At 65.7% G+C, this 15,494-nt stretch carries 13 protein-coding genes; all 13 read left to right on the top strand.

The annotated features are described in order from the left end of the window. Positions 1-42 precede the first annotated feature (42 nt). The 13 genes from argC to tyrS all read left to right on the top strand — a co-directional run bounded on the left by argC (position 43) and on the right by tyrS (position 14,881). Positions 43-1,074, top strand: coding sequence for an N-acetyl-gamma-glutamyl-phosphate reductase (argC, locus tag HGO92_RS15290; protein WP_169996305.1), 1,032 nt, complete (start codon positions 43-45; stop codon positions 1,072-1,074). Further along, positions 1,071-2,222, top strand: a complete 1,152-nt coding sequence (gene argJ / locus HGO92_RS15285) for a bifunctional glutamate N-acetyltransferase/amino-acid acetyltransferase ArgJ (protein ID WP_169996303.1) — start codon at positions 1,071-1,073, stop codon at positions 2,220-2,222. Before argC ends, argJ begins: the two co-directional genes overlap by 4 nt. 7 nt (positions 2,223-2,229) lie before the next feature. Further along, positions 2,230-3,138, top strand: a complete 909-nt coding sequence (argB, locus tag HGO92_RS15280) for an acetylglutamate kinase (RefSeq protein ID WP_205834547.1) — start codon at positions 2,230-2,232, stop codon at positions 3,136-3,138. Continuing rightward, complete coding sequence (locus HGO92_RS15275; protein ID WP_169996299.1) at positions 3,135-4,475, top strand: acetylornithine transaminase; 1,341 nt, start codon at positions 3,135-3,137, stop codon at positions 4,473-4,475. Before argB ends, HGO92_RS15275 begins: the two co-directional genes overlap by 4 nt. After that, positions 4,472-5,434 carry an ornithine carbamoyltransferase gene (gene argF, locus HGO92_RS15270; RefSeq protein WP_169996297.1) on the top strand — a complete coding sequence of 321 codons (963 nt, stop codon included), beginning with the start codon at positions 4,472-4,474 and terminating at the stop codon, positions 5,432-5,434. Before HGO92_RS15275 ends, argF begins: the two co-directional genes overlap by 4 nt. 23 nt (positions 5,435-5,457) lie before the next feature. After that, the gene (locus HGO92_RS15265; protein ID WP_440915779.1) at positions 5,458-5,979 is read left to right on the top strand and encodes an arginine repressor; all 522 of its coding nucleotides are present in this window, start codon (positions 5,458-5,460) and stop codon (positions 5,977-5,979) included. Between the two features lie 39 nt (positions 5,980-6,018). After that, positions 6,019-7,227 (top strand): argininosuccinate synthase, encoded by a 1,209-nt coding sequence (locus HGO92_RS15260; protein WP_169996295.1) that lies wholly within the window; start codon positions 6,019-6,021, stop codon positions 7,225-7,227. A gap of 2 nt (positions 7,228-7,229) precedes the next feature. Beyond that, positions 7,230-8,651 (top strand): argininosuccinate lyase, encoded by a 1,422-nt coding sequence (gene argH, locus HGO92_RS15255; protein ID WP_169996293.1) that lies wholly within the window; start codon positions 7,230-7,232, stop codon positions 8,649-8,651. 203 nt (positions 8,652-8,854) lie between these two features. After that, positions 8,855-9,853, top strand: a complete 999-nt coding sequence (locus HGO92_RS15250; protein ID WP_169996292.1) for an SRPBCC domain-containing protein — start codon at positions 8,855-8,857, stop codon at positions 9,851-9,853. After that, complete coding sequence (locus HGO92_RS15245; RefSeq protein ID WP_169996282.1) at positions 9,853-10,497, top strand: DNA-3-methyladenine glycosylase; 645 nt, start codon at positions 9,853-9,855, stop codon at positions 10,495-10,497. The genes HGO92_RS15250 and HGO92_RS15245 overlap by 1 nt, the downstream gene beginning before the upstream one ends. 114 nt (positions 10,498-10,611) lie before the next feature. After that, positions 10,612-11,151 (top strand): adenine phosphoribosyltransferase, encoded by a 540-nt coding sequence (locus HGO92_RS15240; protein WP_169996290.1) that lies wholly within the window; start codon positions 10,612-10,614, stop codon positions 11,149-11,151. 150 nt (positions 11,152-11,301) lie between these two features. Further along, entirely contained in the window at positions 11,302-13,557 is a 2,256-nt protein-coding gene (locus HGO92_RS15235; RefSeq protein ID WP_169996288.1) for a HelD family protein, read from the top strand. 13 nt (positions 13,558-13,570) lie between these two features. Further along, positions 13,571-14,881 (top strand): tyrosine--tRNA ligase, encoded by a 1,311-nt coding sequence (gene tyrS / locus HGO92_RS15230; protein ID WP_169996286.1) that lies wholly within the window; start codon positions 13,571-13,573, stop codon positions 14,879-14,881. The last annotated feature ends 613 nt before the right edge of the window (positions 14,882-15,494 follow it).

Below are 15,494 nucleotides of genomic sequence, written 5' to 3'. Positions count from 1 at the left end.
ATTATGACTCCCTATGAATAAATTTTCCTGTATAGTGGCTCTATGACTTTTTCGGTAGCTGTTTCCGGTGCCAGTGGCTATGCCGGCGGAGAAGTGCTCCGCCTGCTGGCCAGCCATCCAGAGGTCTCCATCGGGGCCATCACTGCGCACAGCAATGCCGGCTCCCGATTGGGTTCGCTCCAGCCGCATCTGCACACCCTGGCCGAGCGTGAGCTGACGGAAACCACCGTGGAAAACCTGGCCGGGCACGACGTCGTCTTCCTGGCCCTGCCGCACGGTGCCAGCGCGGAGATCGCGGCCAAGCTGCCCGAAGAGACCCTGGTGATCGACGCCGGGGCGGACCACCGGCTGGAAGATCCGCTCGTATGGGAGAAGTTCTACGGCACGGTCCACGCCGGAACCTGGCCCTACGGCCTGCCCGAGCTCCCGGGCCACCGCGAGCGTCTGCGCGAGGCCAAGCGGATCGCCGTTCCCGGCTGCTATCCCACCAGCTCTCTGCTCGCGCTGACGCCGGGCTTCAGCGCCGGCCTGCTGGAGACCCAGGACGTGGTCATCGTCGCCGCTTCGGGGACGTCCGGCGCGGGTAAATCCGTGAAGGTCAACCTGCTGGGCTCCGAGGTGATGGGCGGCATGAGCCCGTACGGCGTCGGCGGCGGCCACCGGCACACGCCCGAAATCGAGCAGGGCCTCTCCGCTGCCGCGGGCGAAGACGTCCAGGTTTCCTTCACTCCCACCCTCGCGCCGATGAGCCGCGGCATCCTCACCACGGCCACCGCCAGGGTGAAGCCGGGCACCGACACCGCAGCGCTGCGCCAGGCCTGGACCGAGGCCTACGCCGGCGAGGCTTTTGTGCATCTGCTGCCGGAGGGCCAGTGGCCGCACACCAAGTCCGTGCAGGGCTCCAACCACGTCGCCATCCAACTGGCCTTCGACGAACATGCAGGCCGCGTGATCGTCAGCTGCGCCATCGACAACCTGACCAAGGGCACCGCTGGCGGCGCTGTCCAGTCCATGAACATCGCCCTCGGTCTTGAGGAGACCGCCGGCCTGACCCACCAGGGAGTATCACCGTGAGCGTCACCGCTGCACAAGGTTTCCGCGCCGCAGGCGTGACCGCCGGGCTGAAGGCCTCCGGCAATCCGGACGTGGCCCTGGTGGTCAACGACGGTCCCGCCAAATCTGCCGCCGCGGTTTTCACTTCCAACCGCGTGGCAGCCGCCCCTGTCCACTGGTCCCGGCAGGCGCTCAGTGACGGCCGCGCGGACGCCGTAATCCTCAACTCCGGCGGGGCCAACGCCTGCACCGGCCCTGAGGGTTTCCAGAACACGCACAGCACCGCGGAGAAAACTGCCGCGCTGCTGGGCATTTCCGCGTCGGATGTGGTGGTGTGCTCCACCGGGCTGATCGGGGAGCAACTGCCCATGGACAAGCTGCTCCCCGGCGTCGAGGCTGCTGTGGCGGCCCTCAACAACGACGGCGGCGCTGACGCCGCCACCGCGATCATGACCACCGACAGCGTGGCCAAGCAGTCGCGGTTCGACGGCTCGGGCTACGTCATCGGCGGCATGGCCAAGGGCGCCGGCATGCTGGCCCCCGGTCTGGCCACGATGCTGGTGGTCATCACCACCGATGCCCACGTCGAAGCGCCCGCCTTGGACATGGCGCTGCGTGAGGCCACCCGGGTGACCTTCGACCGGACGGATTCGGACGGCTGCATGTCCACCAATGACACCGTTGTCCTGCTGGCCTCCGGTGCCTCCGGCGCGGTGCCGGACCTGGCTCAATTCAGTGCCGGCTTGACCACGGTGTGCGCCGATCTGGCCCGCCAGTTGATTACCGACGCCGAGGGCGCCAGCCACGACATCGCCATCACCACCCTCAACGCCGCCTCCGAACGGGATGCGGAGGTCGTCAGCCGTGCCGTGGCCCGGTCCAACCTCTTCAAGACCGCCATCTTCGGCAAGGACCCCAACTGGGGCCGGGTGCTCTCCGCCGTCGGCACCACCGACGCAGTCTTTGAACCGGACCAGCTGAACGTCACGATGAACGGCGTGCAGGTCTGCCGCGACGGCGGCGTGGGGGACTCCCGGGACCTGGTGGATCTGGACACCCGCGAGGTCATCGTGATGATCGATCTGAACGCCGGCAACGAGTCCGCCACCATCTGGACCAATGACCTCACGCACGAGTATGTGCACGAGAACTCCGCGTACTCGAGCTGAGGAACCGATGAACACGATGCTTGTAGCCCAGGACAAGGCGGGCACGCTGATTGAAGCGCTGCCATGGATCCAGCGCTTCGCCGGGACCACCATGGTCATCAAGTACGGCGGCAACGCCATGGTCAACGACGAGCTGCGCCGGGCTTTCGCCGAGGACATCGTCTTCCTGCACCACGTCGGCATCAAACCCGTGGTGGTGCACGGCGGCGGCCCGCAGATCAACGCCATGCTCTCCAAGCTCGGCATCGAGTCCGAGTTCAAGGGCGGCCTGCGCGTGACCACGCCGGAGGCCATGGACGTGGTGCGGATGGTGCTTACCGGCCAGGTGGGCCGGGAACTGGTCGGCCTCATCAACTCGCACGGCCCGTACGCCGTCGGGCTTTCGGGCGAAGACGGCCGGCTGCTGCAGGCCGTGCGCACCGGCACCGTGGTGGACGGCGAGGAAGTGGACCTGGGCCTCGTGGGCGAAGTGGTGGGAGTGAATCCCTCCGCCATCCTGGACCTGCTCGAGGCCGGCCGGATCCCGGTCATCTCCACCGTGGCCCCGGAGATCAACAACGACGGCGAAGGCACCAACCAGGTGCTGAACGTCAACGCCGACACCGCCGCGGCTGCGGTGGCCGATGCATTGCATGCCTCGCGCCTGGTGATCCTGACCGACGTCGAGGGTCTGTACGCCAACTGGCCGGACAAGTCCTCGCTGATCTCCTCGCTGACCGCCTCCGAACTGCGGGACCTGCTGCCCCAGCTCGAAGCGGGCATGATCCCCAAGATGGAAGCCTGCCTCAAGGCGGTCGACGGGGGAGTGGAGCGCGCCGCCGTGGTCGACGGCCGGATGGCGCACTCGATCCTGCTTGAAATATTTACGGCTGCCGGCATCGGCACCCAGGTTGTTCCGGACGGAGACGAGAAATGAGCGAGGCAATCCAACAGGCAACACCACAGCCGGCCACCGGCTCGGCGTCGGAGCTGGCCAGCCTCGACGGGCTGCACAACCAGGAACTGCTGGCCCGCTACAACCAGTCCCTGATGGGCGTGTTCGGCACGCCGCAGCGCGTGCTGGTCCGCGGCAATGGCTGCACCGTCTGGGACGCCGACGGCAAGGAATACCTGGACCTGCTCGGCGGCATCGCCGTGAACGCCCTGGGCCACGCTGACCCGTTTATCACCAGCATCATCTCCAGCCAGCTGTCCACACTGGGCCATATTTCCAACTTCTTCACCAGCCCGACGCAGATCGCGCTGGCCGAAAAGCTGCTGGAGCTGGCGCACGCCCCGGCCGGTTCCAAGGTCTTCTTCGCCAACTCCGGCACCGAAGCCAACGAGGCGGCCTTCAAGCTGGCCCGCCGCAACTCCACCGCCACGCGGAACAGGATCATCGCCCTGGACGGTGCCTTCCACGGCCGGACCATGGGCGCGCTGGCGCTGACGGCCAAACAGGCCTACCGCGAACCGTTCGAGCCCCTGCCCGGCGGCGTGGAGCATATCCCCTTCGGCGACGTGGATGCGCTGCGCGCCGCGGTCGACGGAACCGTTGCCGCCGTCGTTCTTGAGCCGATCCAGGGCGAAGTGGGGGTGCGTCCGCTGCCGCCGGGCTACCTCAAGGCCGCCCGCGAAATCACCCGCGAGGCCGGGGCGCTGCTGATCCTGGACGAAGTCCAGACCGGCGTGGGACGCACCGGCAACTGGTTCGCCTACCAGGGCAGCGTGGCCGGCGGCGAGGACATCCTGCCCGACGCCATGACCCTGGCCAAGGGCCTGGGCGGCGGGTTCCCCATCGGCGCCATGGTGACGTTCGGCGAGCAGGTTTCCACGCTGCTGACCGCCGGCCAGCACGGCACCACGTTCGGCGGCAACCCGGTGGCAACCGCCGCCGCGCTGGCCACGCTGCACTCGATCGAGGCCCGGCAGTTGCTGCAGCATGCGAACGACGTCGGCGCGCAGCTTCGCACCGCCCTGGCCGGTATCGACGGCGTCACCGAGGTCCGCGGCGAGGGCCTGCTGATCGGCTTCGATCTGGCCGAGGAGGTTGCCGCACTGGCCGTCCGCGCCGCGCTGGAGGCCGGCTTCATTATCAACAACCCCGGTCCGCGTACGCTTCGCCTCGCTCCGCCGCTGATCCTCACCGGGGGGCAGGCCGACGCCTTTATCCAGGCGCTGCCCGCCATTCTGGCAGCGGCCGCCGAAGCTGCGGCCGAAGCCGCAACTGAAAAAGCTGCCCCCAACGCCGACGCCCCGAAGGACACGCCATGATCCGCCACTTCCTCAAAGACACCGATCTGAGCCCGGCCGAACAGCTCTCGGTGCTGGACCTGGCGGCGCAGCTGAAGGAGTCGCCCTACCTCTACCAGCCGTATGCCGCGGACGGGGCTGCGCGCAAGACCGTGGCGGTCATCTTCGACAAGACCTCCACCCGGACCCGGCTGTCCTTCGCCGCCGGCGTCGCGGATCTGGGCGGCGTGCCGCTGATCATCAATCCGGGCGAATCCCAGATGGGCCACAAGGAGTCCATTTCGGACACCGTCAAGGTTATGGAGCGCATGGTCTCGACCGTGGTCTGGCGCACCTACGCCCACTCCGGACTTGAGGAGATGGCCGCCATCTCACGCGTGCCGGTAATCAACTCGCTCTCCGACGACTACCACCCATGCCAGCTGCTGGCGGACCTGCTCACCATCAGGGAACACAAGGGCGAACTCGCCGGCCTGACCATGACATACCTGGGGGATGCGGCCAACAACATGGCCAACTCCTACCTGCTGGCCGGCGTCACGGCGGGCATGCATGTGCGGATAGGCGGACCCGTTGGCTACCTGCCCGCTGCCGCCGTCGTCGCCGAAGCCGAGGCCCGCGCCGCGGAAACCGGCGGCTCGGTGCTGGTTACCTCCGATGCGGCCGAGGCACTGGCAGGGACCGACGTCGTCGCCACCGACACCTGGGTCAGCATGGGCCAGGAAGAGGAAAAGGCCCAGCGGCTTGAGCTGTTCAAGGACTATTCGGTGGATGCAGCGGCGATGAAGCTGGCCGCGCCGGACGCCATTGTGCTGCACTGCCTGCCGGCCTACCGCGGCTACGAGATCGCGGCCGACGTAATCGACGGCGACCAGTCCGTGGTGTGGGACGAGGCCGAGAACCGGCTGCACGCGCAGAAGGCGCTGATGACCTGGCTGATGGACAAGGCCGGCCTGGCACCGTTGCAGAAGATTTCTTGAAGGCGCTGAAGGAACACCCGGCCGTGACCAGCATGCCCACCACCAAGACCGCCCGCCAGGCCCGCATCACCGCGATCCTGACCGGGCAGTCCGTGCGCTCGCAGGCGGAACTCGCGGCCCTGCTCGCCGCTGAGGGCGTCCAGGTGACGCAGGCAACCCTGTCCCGGGACCTGGTGGAACTCGGTGCGGTGCGCGTGCGCAGCCAGGACGGCGCGCTGGTCTACGCCGTCAGGTCCGAAGGGGGAGAACGCGTCCCGCAGGCGGGCATTACCCAGGAGATTCTGGACGCCCGCCTGGCCAAACTGTGCGCGGACCTGCTGGTCACCGCCGAGGCCTCCGGCAACCTGGTGGTATTGCGGACTCCGCCCGGAGCCGCGAACTTCCTGGCCCTGGCCATCGACCACTCCGTCATGCCCTCCGTGCTGGGCACCATTGCCGGCGACGACACCGTGCTGCTGGTGACCAGGGACCCCGACGGCGGCGCCGACCTGGCCGCCCGCTTCCTGCAGTTCGCGGACGAACCCGCCCGCAACAGCCAGACCTGAAAACGTACCATTCCTGCAAACCAATAGGAGCACCCTTAAGTGACTGACCGCATTGTTCTGGCCTACTCCGGTGGCCTCGACACCTCCGTTGCCATCGGCTGGATCGCCGAGGCGACCGGGGCCGAAGTGATCGCCGTCGCGGTCGATGTAGGACAGGGCGGCGAGTCGCTGGAAACCATCCGGCAGCGTGCACTGGACTGCGGCGCCGTCGAGGCCTATGTGGCCGATGCCCGGAATGAGTTCGCCACCGAATACTGCATGCCGGCGCTGAAAGCGAACGCGTTGTACATGGATATCTACCCGCTGGTCTCCGCCGTCTCCCGCCCGGTGATAGTTAAGCACCTCGTGGCTGCGGCCCAGAAGTTCGGTGCCACCACCGTTTCCCACGGCTGCACGGGCAAGGGCAATGACCAGGTCCGCTTCGAAGTGGGCATCCAGACCCTGGGCCCGGAGCTCAAATGCATCGCCCCGGTCCGCGACCTGGCGCTGACCCGCGACAAGGCGATTGCCTACGCGGAAGCCAAGAACCTGCCGATCGTCACCACCAAGAAGAACCCGTTCTCCATTGACCAGAACGTCTGGGGCCGGGCCGTGGAGACAGGCTTCCTCGAGGACATCTGGAACGCGCCCACCAAGGACGTCTACGACTACACGGCCTCGCCGGAATTCCCGCCGGTGGCCGATGAAGTGGTCATCACGTTCAAGGAAGGCATCCCGGTGGCCATCGACGGGCACGCCGTGACGCCGCTGCAGGCCATCGAACAGCTGAACCACCGCGCCGGCGCCCAGGGCGTGGGCCGGATCGACATCGTCGAAGACCGCTTGGTGGGCATCAAGTCCCGCGAAATCTATGAAGCCCCCGGCGCCATGGCACTGATCGCGGCGCACAAGGAACTGGAAAACGTAACCATCGAGCGTGAGCAGGCCCGCTTCAAGAAGACCGTAGGCCAGCGCTGGACCGAACTGGTCTACGACGGCCAGTGGTTTTCGCCGCTGAAGCGTTCGCTGGACACCTTCATCGACGACACGCAGCAGTACGTCAACGGCGAGATCCGGCTGGAACTGCACGGCGGCCGCGCCACCGTGACCGGACGCCGTTCGGCTACGGCGTTGTACGACTTCAACCTGGCCACCTACGACACCGGCGATACGTTCGACCAGTCCATGGCCCGGGGCTTTATCGAGATCTTCGGTCTCTCCTCCAAGGTCGCGTCCGGACGCGACCAGCGCGCAGCGGAAGGCAACTAAGAATGGCACACGGAACCAATGAAGGCGCACTCTGGGGCGGACGTTTTGCCGGCGGCCCCGCGGATGCGCTGGCAGCCCTGAGCAAGTCCACGCACTTCGACTGGCGGCTGGCGCTCTACGACATCGACGGCTCCCGCGCCCACGCTCGGGTGCTGCACAAGGCAGGACTGCTTGACGACGGCGAACTGGCCGGCATGCTCGCCGCGCTCGATGAGCTCGACGCCGATGTCCGCTCCGGTGCCTATGTTGCCGCTGAATCGGACGAGGATGTGCACGGCTCGCTGGAGCGCGGCCTGATTGAGCGGGCCGGAACGCAGCTCGGCGGCAAGCTCCGCGCCGGCCGGTCCCGCAATGACCAGATTGCCACGCTGGGCCGGATGTACCTGCGCGACCACGCCCGCATCATCGCCGGCGGCGTCCTCGCCACGGTGGACGCCCTGATCGGCCAGGCCGAGGCGCACCACGGTGTGGCCATGCCGGGGCGCACGCACCTGCAGCACGCACAGCCGGTGCTGCTGAGCCACCACCTGCTGGCCCATGCCTGGGCGCTGCTGCGCGACGTGCAGCGGCTGGCCGACTGGGACAAGCGCGCCGCCGTTTCGCCCTACGGCTCGGGCGCCCTCGCCGGGTCCTCGCTGGGCCTGGACCCAAACGCCGTCGCCGCCGACCTGGGCTTCGACTCCGCGGCCTGGAACTCGATCGACGGCACCGCCTCCCGCGACGTCTTCGCAGAGTTCGCCTGGGTGTCAGCCATGATCGGCGTGGATCTGTCCAGGATCTCGGAGGAAGTCATTTTCTGGGCCACCAAGGAATTTTCCTTCGTCACGCTGGATGACTCGTATTCCACCGGGTCCTCGATCATGCCGCAGAAGAAGAACCCGGATGTGGCGGAACTGGCCCGCGGCAAGGCCGGGCGTCTGATCGGGAACCTGACCGGGCTGCTGGCCACCCTCAAGGGCCTGCCGCTGGCCTACAACCGGGACCTGCAGGAAGACAAGGAACCCGTTTTCGACGCCGCGGACACACTGGAACTGCTGCTCCCGGCGGTTTCCGGCATGATCGCCACGCTGAAGTTCAACACTGAACGGCTCGAATCGCTGGCACCGCAGGGCTTCGCCCTCGCCACGGACATCGCCGAGTGGCTGGTCCGCCAGGGCGTGCCGTTCCGCGAGGCGCACGAACTCTCCGGGGCGGCTGTGAAGCTGGCCGAAAGCCGCGGCATCGAGCTGTGGGATCTCAGCGACGAGGACTACGCCGGCATCTCGGAGCACCTGACCCCGCAGGTGCGCGAGGTCCTGAGCGTGGAAGGCTCGTTGAACAGCCGCAGCTCCCAGGGCGGCACCGCACCCACTGCCGTGGCCAGCCAGCTGGAGGCGCTGAAGGCACAGCTGGAACCGGTGCGCACGTACGCCGCGGGCGCCTGACACCCGTAACAACCTGCTAACGACGGCGGGTCCGCACCTGCAGCGAGCAGATGCGGACCCGCCGTCGTTCTCTGTCCGTGGGCACCCTTGCTTCTGCCCTTCGTCGCTCTCACCAAACCGAAGTTACCGGCCAGTAACTTCCGTCTTTGGGGTAGTTTGTGAAACAGAGATGCAGCCGGAGCCCACGAGCCGAGGAAGTGACGATGACCACGCTGAGCCCGCAGGATGAGAAAGTAGTTCCGTCCGGACGGATCGAACGGATCGCGTCCGACTATGTGCTGGCCTTTGACCGCCAGCTCGACTATCCGCACAGCTACTTGTGGAGCCTGCTGGCCGAGCCGGAACATGTGGCCAAATGGCTGGGGAACCTGATCGGCGGATGGGAACAGGGCCAGCCTTACGAACTGGAGGTCGGGGGCACGGTCACCGGCAGCGTGCTGCAGCTGAACGCGCCGCTGAGCCTGCAGATCACCTGGGAGGACGAGCTGGACAATGAGTCCGTGCTCGAGTGGCGGATGCTCAACAGCAACGGCGGCACGCTGGTGCAGCTGCGCGCGCGCTCCGAGAGCCAAGCGTTCCTGACCGAAGGTGCCGCGGGCTGGGAAACCATCCTGGACGCGTTCGAGGACGTGGCGGCCGGACGGACACCGCAGCCGCAGCCTGACCGCTGGAGCAAGCTGCGGGAAGCCTACGCGCGCGAGTACTCGCTGTCGCACACCATGGGCACCCTCGGCAAGGACTCCGGCCACGACTGCGTCCACTTTGACCGGCTGCTGGGCGCGGACCGGTCAACGGTCTGGCAGGCTCTGACTGAGCCGGACATGTTCGGAAAATGGCTCGCACCCGGAGCCCTGCAGCTGCAGGTCGGCGGAAGCGTCCGGCTGGACTTCGAGACCTTCAGCATGCGCGGCGACGTAACGAACGTCCTGAACGAGCAGACGCTGGAGTACAGCTGGTGCAGCCCGGAAGTGGAGCAGAGTTCCGTGCGCTGGATGCTGGAGAACTCCGGCGGCAAGACACTGCTGAAACTCCGCCATGGACTGCGCTCGAAGGCCAGCGCCGCCGAACTCCTGGCGCTATGGCACGAACGGCTCGATGCGCTGGCCCTGCACCTCTCCGGGGCCGAAATCCATCCTTCCGCGCATCACCGGGATGCCTTGACGCACTTTTACCGCCGGATGGCCGGCAGCGCCGGATCGTAGTGGAGACTGTCCCCGCCATCCCGGGAGCACTGCTGAAATGGCTCGCACGTCCGGCCGATGAAGTGGCTCCGGGCCTGCTCGGTGCGCAGCTGCTCCGGACGACGCCGGAGGGCGCCGTGGGCGTGCGGATCACCGAGGTGGAGGCGTACCTGGGCGAAAGAGACCCGGGCTCGCATGCCTTCCGCGGCCAGACCAACCGGAACAAGGCCATGTTCGGCCCGGCCGGCCACATCTACGTCTACTTCACCTACGGGATGCACCACTGCGTCAACATTGTCTGCGGCCACGCCGGTATAGCTACCGGTGTACTGATCCGCGCCGGGGAGGTGACCCACGGACGCGAACTGGCGTACCGCCGTCGTACCTCGGCGAAAAACGATACCGAGCTGGCTCGCGGACCGGGCCGCCTTGCGCAGGCCTTGGGGCTTACCCTGGCGGATAACGGCCGGGCCTTCGTCCCCGGTGAACTCGAGCTCCGGCTACCTGCCACGCCCGCTCCGCCGGCCCATGTGCGCAGCGGGCCCCGGGTGGGGGTCAGCGGTGAGGGCGGGACCGATAGCTACCCCTGGCGGTTCTGGCTGGAGGGGGAAAAGACCGTCTCGCCCTACCGCGCGGCCAAACCCCGCCGCCGCGCGGACGGATAAAAGCCGGGCGGCGGGTAATCTGAGCCGGACGGAGCCGGCAGGTGTCTACCCACGCACGGCCGTCATCCCGTCATCCCGTCATCCCTGCAGGCCAGCGGCCGGTATGGTAATGGGGTGAGTGAACGAGCTTCAGAGTCCGCGGAGTCAGTCATCAGCCGGCTTTCGGCCACCGTCTCCGACTACCCGAAACCAGGCATTGTCTTTCGGGACCTCACGCCCGTTTTTGCGGACGGTCCCGCACTGCGCACCATCGTGCATGCCCTCATCGACCCCTTCGAAGGGCAGTTCGACGCCGTGGCCGGCATCGAAGCCCGCGGCTTTTTGCTGGCAGCCGCCGGAGCGTATGCATCAGGCAAAGGCGTGGTGACGGTACGGAAGAAGGGCAAACTTCCGCGGAAGGTCTACTCGGAGGATTACACCCTCGAATACGGTACGGCGACGCTTGAACTGCATGCCGATGATCTCAAGCCCGGCATGCGCGTACTTATCCTTGACGATGTGCTGGCCACCGGCGGCACCCTCGGCGCGGCCTGCCGGCTGTTCGAACGGGCCGGAGTGCAGGTTTCCGGGTTCGGCGTCGTACTGGAACTGACGGGCCTGCGCGGACGCGCGGCACTGGCAGGCCACCGGATCCGCTCGTTGGTCCGCGAGTAATTACATCCGGCATCCCACCGGGTCTATTCCGGATCTTCTCTGGAACCCCTCCGGTTCCGTCGTCGTGTTGCGGCGCTGACGTGAGCATTCATGTAATTTCAGGCCGGGCACTGTAAGATTGACGCTCTGCCTTTGCGGGAGGAACACATAATGCAGGAAGCAGTTTCGGCACACACGGAACTTGAACACGAGCGGGACTATGTCGCGGGTTTGTACCAGCGTCTGGATGAGTTGCGCACCGAAAAGCAGCAGCAGCTGGACCGGGTCCGCAGCGGTGGTGCAGTAGGCACGATGCAGAATATTTCTGAACGTGACGCCTTTGCCAGCATGTACGAGGACAGGCTCGCCCAGCTCAACGCCGTGGATGACCGGCTTGTCTTCGGACGACTGGATCTGGACAGCGGTGAGTCCCGCTACATCGGCCGCATCGGCCTGAGCACGGCTGATCTGCAGCGGCTCATGGTGGACTGGCGCGCGCCAGAGGCCGGAGTCTTCTACCAGGCCACGGCCTTCGAACGCCAAGGCGTACGACGGCGCCGGCATCTGATCCTGAAGGGCCGGGACGTTAAAGCCGTTGAGGACGACGTACTGGACGCGTCGATGCTCGATTCGGGCAACCTGCAGGGCGAGGGCGCTCTGCTGGCGGCGCTGAACTCGAAACGCACCGGGCAGATGTCGGACATCGTCGGCACTATCCAGGCCGAGCAGGACCGCATCATCCGCAGTCCCATGCCGGGCGTCTTGGTAGTCCAGGGCGGGCCGGGGACGGGCAAGACCGCCGTGGCTCTGCACCGCGCGGCGTACCTGCTGTACATGCACCGGGAACGGCTGAAGTCCGCCGGCGTCCTGCTGGTGGGGCCGTCGAACTCCTTTATGAAGTACATCGAACGCGTACTGCCGTCACTCGGGGAGACCGGTGTGGTGATGTCCACCCTGGGCAAACTCATGCCGGGTATTAACGCCGTGCCGGAAAGCGACCAGGCCGTCGCCGAACTCAAGGGCCGCGCGTCCATGGCCAAGGTAGTGGCGCGGGCGGTGGCTAACCGGCAGCGCCTCCCGGCGGGCCCGCGCAAGCTCAACGTCGAGGGCACCATCCTGACGCTGACTCCCAAGCAGGTGGCCCGGGCACGGGACAGGGCACGGTCCACCGGCAAGCCGCACAACGAGGCCCGAACGACCTTCGTGAAAATCCTGCTGCGCGAACTGACCGAGCAGTTGACCCAGGCGCTGGAAGAATCCTCCGGGCCGGGCAACAATGCGGACCGCAGCTACCTGACGGAAGACGTCCGCACCTCCCGCGACGTTCGGGTGGCCCTGAACCTGTGCTGGATGCCGCTGACGCCGGAGCAGCTGATCGGCGAACTGCTGAGCAAGTCCGCGCACCTCGAAGGTGCCGCGCCTCGGTTGAGCGACGCGGAACGGGCACTGCTCCTGCGTGATCCGTCGGCGCCGTGGACCGAGGCCGACGTGCCGCTCCTCGACGAGGCGGCGGAACTTCTCGGCCCGATGGATGTTTCCAGTGCCCGCGACAAGTCCCAGCGGGAGCACCAGCGTGCCCGCGACGTCGCGAATGCCGAGCAGTCCCTCGTGAACCTGGACGAGGCATTAAAGGCAAGCGGGATCGACGGTCTCGTCAGCGCCGAGGACCTGGCGGCCCACAACCAGATACAGGAGACCCGCTTCACCGCGGCAGAACGTGCCGCGTCGGACCGCACCTGGGCCTTCGGCCACATCGTGGTCGATGAAGCGCAGGAACTCTCGGCCATGCAGTGGCGGCTGTTGATGCGCCGCTGCCCGCTGAAATCCTTCACAGTGGTGGGCGACATCGCACAGACGAGCTCCGCTGCAGGCGCACACTCCTGGCAGCAGGTCCTTGAGCCCTTTGCCCAGGACCGCTGGCGGCTGGAAGAGCTGACGGTGAATTACCGCACGCCGTCGCAAATCGCGGAAGCCGCGGTGCGCATGGCCAATGCGGCCGGACTGGTGATTTCTGCGCCCAAGGCTGTCCGGGACGGTATCTGGGATCCGATCATTGACAAGGTGGACGACGGCGGACTCCTGGGCAGACTGCTCGAGGTCATGCCCGAGGAGCTCGACGCCCTCGACGGCGGCCTGTTGGCGGTCATCGCGGCGGATCATCGTGTTGAGCAGGCACGCAAGGAACTGGCGGCTGTCTACGGAAGCCGCGTGGGCGCGGGAGCCGGCGGGTTGGACCAGGACATCACGGTCATCGGACCCAAGGAAGCCAAGGGACTGGAATTCGACGGTGTTGTCCTGCTGGAACCGGCGGAACTGCTCGACGGCGTCAGCGGCAAGGTGGGCGATCTGTACGTCGCAATGACACGCCCCACCCAGCGTCTGCGTCTTCTGGCGGAGGGCGATATCCCACCGGGCATCGAAGGCTGATATTTTAGAGTCCGTGTCAACTAATACGTTTCTGAGTTCCCAAAGCAATGACCCCGGTTTCGCCAATGTATGGCAGGAACTGAAGTGGCGCGGACTGGTCCACGTCTCCACCGATGAGGCGGAGCTGGAAAAGCTGCTGGCCGGTGAACCGATCACGTATTACTGCGGCTTCGACCCGACGGCGCCGAGCCTGCATCTGGGCAACCTCGTCCAGCTGTTGACCATGCGCCGTCTGCAGCTGGCAGGCCACAAGCCCCTCGGCCTGGTCGGTGGTTCCACCGGCCTGGTGGGGGATCCGCGCCCCACAGCGGAGCGGACGATGAACACCAAGGAAACCGTCGCCGAATGGGTCGGCTACCTGCAGGGCCAGGTGCAGCGGTTCCTCAGCTTCGAGGGCGGGAATGCTGCCCGGATGGTGAACAACCTGGACTGGACGGCACCAATGAGTGTGCTGGACTTCCTGCGCGACGTTGGCAAACACTTCCGTGTCGGCACCATGATCAAGAAAGACATCGTCGCCTCCCGGCTGAACTCCGACGAGGGCATCAGCTACGCGGAATTCAGCTACCAGATCCTGCAGGGCATGGACTACCTGGAACTGTTCCGCCAGTACGGCTGTGTGCTGCAGACCGGCGGGTCGGATCAGTGGGGCAACCTGACCAGCGGCACCGAGCTGATCCGCAAGGTCGAGGGCCAGTCCGTCCACGCCATCGGCACTCCGCTGATCACAAACTCGGATGGAACCAAGTTCGGCAAGAGCGAAGGCAACGCCATCTGGCTCGACGCCGCAATGTGCAGCCCGTACGCGATGTACCAGTTCTGGCTGAACACGGCCGATGCCGACGTTGTCGAGCGGCTCAAGGTCTTCACCTTCCGGAGCAGAACCGAAATCGAAGAGCTCGAAAAGGCAGTGGCCGAACGCGCCCATACCCGCGAGGCCCAGCGCGTGCTGGCCTACGACGTGACCTCGCTGGTGCATGGGGAGGAAGCAACCGACAAAGTGATCGCTGCTTCGGCGGCGTTGTTCGGGCAGGGAGAGCTGCAAGCGCTGGACGAAGCCACATTGGTTTCGGCCACTTCGCAGCTGCCCAGCGCCACAGTGGACCGCGGTTCCCTGAACATCATTGGGTTGCTCGTTGCCTCCGGCCTCGTGCCGAGCAATTCCGGCGCCCGTCGCACCGTAGCCGAAGGTGGTGCGTATGTGAACAACGAAAAAATCACGGATCCGGATGCAGTCATCGACGTTGCAAAGCTGCTGCACGGCAAGTACTTGCTGATGCGCAGGGGCAAGCGCACCCTGGCCATGGTTGAAGTACCCGCCTAGCCAGCGGCTGCAAGTCGGGACAATCCCCGGCAAAGCCAACATGGCGGGCCCGTACCCGTGTCAGCTGCCAGCAAGGCGGCGTGCACAGGGACGGGTCCGCCTTTCTTTTTTGAGGGGTAATTTGGGCGGATTTGCAGGAGCCCGAAACCTTGTGTATTGTTTTCTGAGTCGCCGCCGCTGAGTTGAAAAAGACACAGCGAGCAGGAGGACAAAATCCCAAGATAAATCGGAAGCAACTCGGGCGTGCGCTTAGATGCAAAAGCCGGGGGCGCTGAAAATTGTTGCGGGTGCATTCTTTATCGAATGGAAAATCGCGGAAAACACCGATTTGACAAGCGATATCGAATGAAATAAATTTATGAACATCGCAGCGAAAAAAAGCGAAACAATAAAAGAATTCAATGAATTCGAGTTTCAAAAAGTATTCGTTTGCTCCTGTTGTTTGAGAACTCAATAGTGTGCCAAGTTTGTTGATACCAATTATTTTATTGGTTGAATTATTGTCGTGGGGCACCGCCTCCGTGGTGTGCCGCGATGTTTTTTAGCCTGGTTTGAATTTAGTGCAGTGCTGGTTCCCGTTTTCCCGGGGGCCGGTGTTGTGTCTGTTAGTAAA

The sequence above is a fragment of the Crystallibacter degradans genome, from assembly GCF_012952295.1.
In the GTDB taxonomy this organism is placed as follows: Bacteria; Actinomycetota; Actinomycetes; order Actinomycetales; family Micrococcaceae; genus Crystallibacter; species Crystallibacter degradans.
This window is presented reverse-complemented; position numbering and strand designations above follow the sequence as displayed.

Excerpts from the sequence above, each read along its gene's own strand:
- argC (WP_169996305.1), top strand. The coding sequence starts at position 43 with ATGACTTTTTCGGTAGCTGTTTCCGGTGCCAGTGGCTATGCCGGCGGA.
- argB (WP_205834547.1), top strand. The coding sequence starts at position 2,230 with ATGAACACGATGCTTGTAGCCCAGGACAAGGCGGGCACGCTGATTGAA.
- HGO92_RS15275 (WP_169996299.1), top strand. The coding sequence starts at position 3,135 with ATGAGCGAGGCAATCCAACAGGCAACACCACAGCCGGCCACCGGCTCG.
- argF (WP_169996297.1), top strand. The coding sequence starts at position 4,472 with ATGATCCGCCACTTCCTCAAAGACACCGATCTGAGCCCGGCCGAACAG.
- argH (WP_169996293.1), top strand. The coding sequence starts at position 7,230 with ATGGCACACGGAACCAATGAAGGCGCACTCTGGGGCGGACGTTTTGCC.
- HGO92_RS15250 (WP_169996292.1), top strand. The coding sequence starts at position 8,855 with ATGACCACGCTGAGCCCGCAGGATGAGAAAGTAGTTCCGTCCGGACGG.
- HGO92_RS15235 (WP_169996288.1), top strand. The coding sequence starts at position 11,302 with ATGCAGGAAGCAGTTTCGGCACACACGGAACTTGAACACGAGCGGGAC.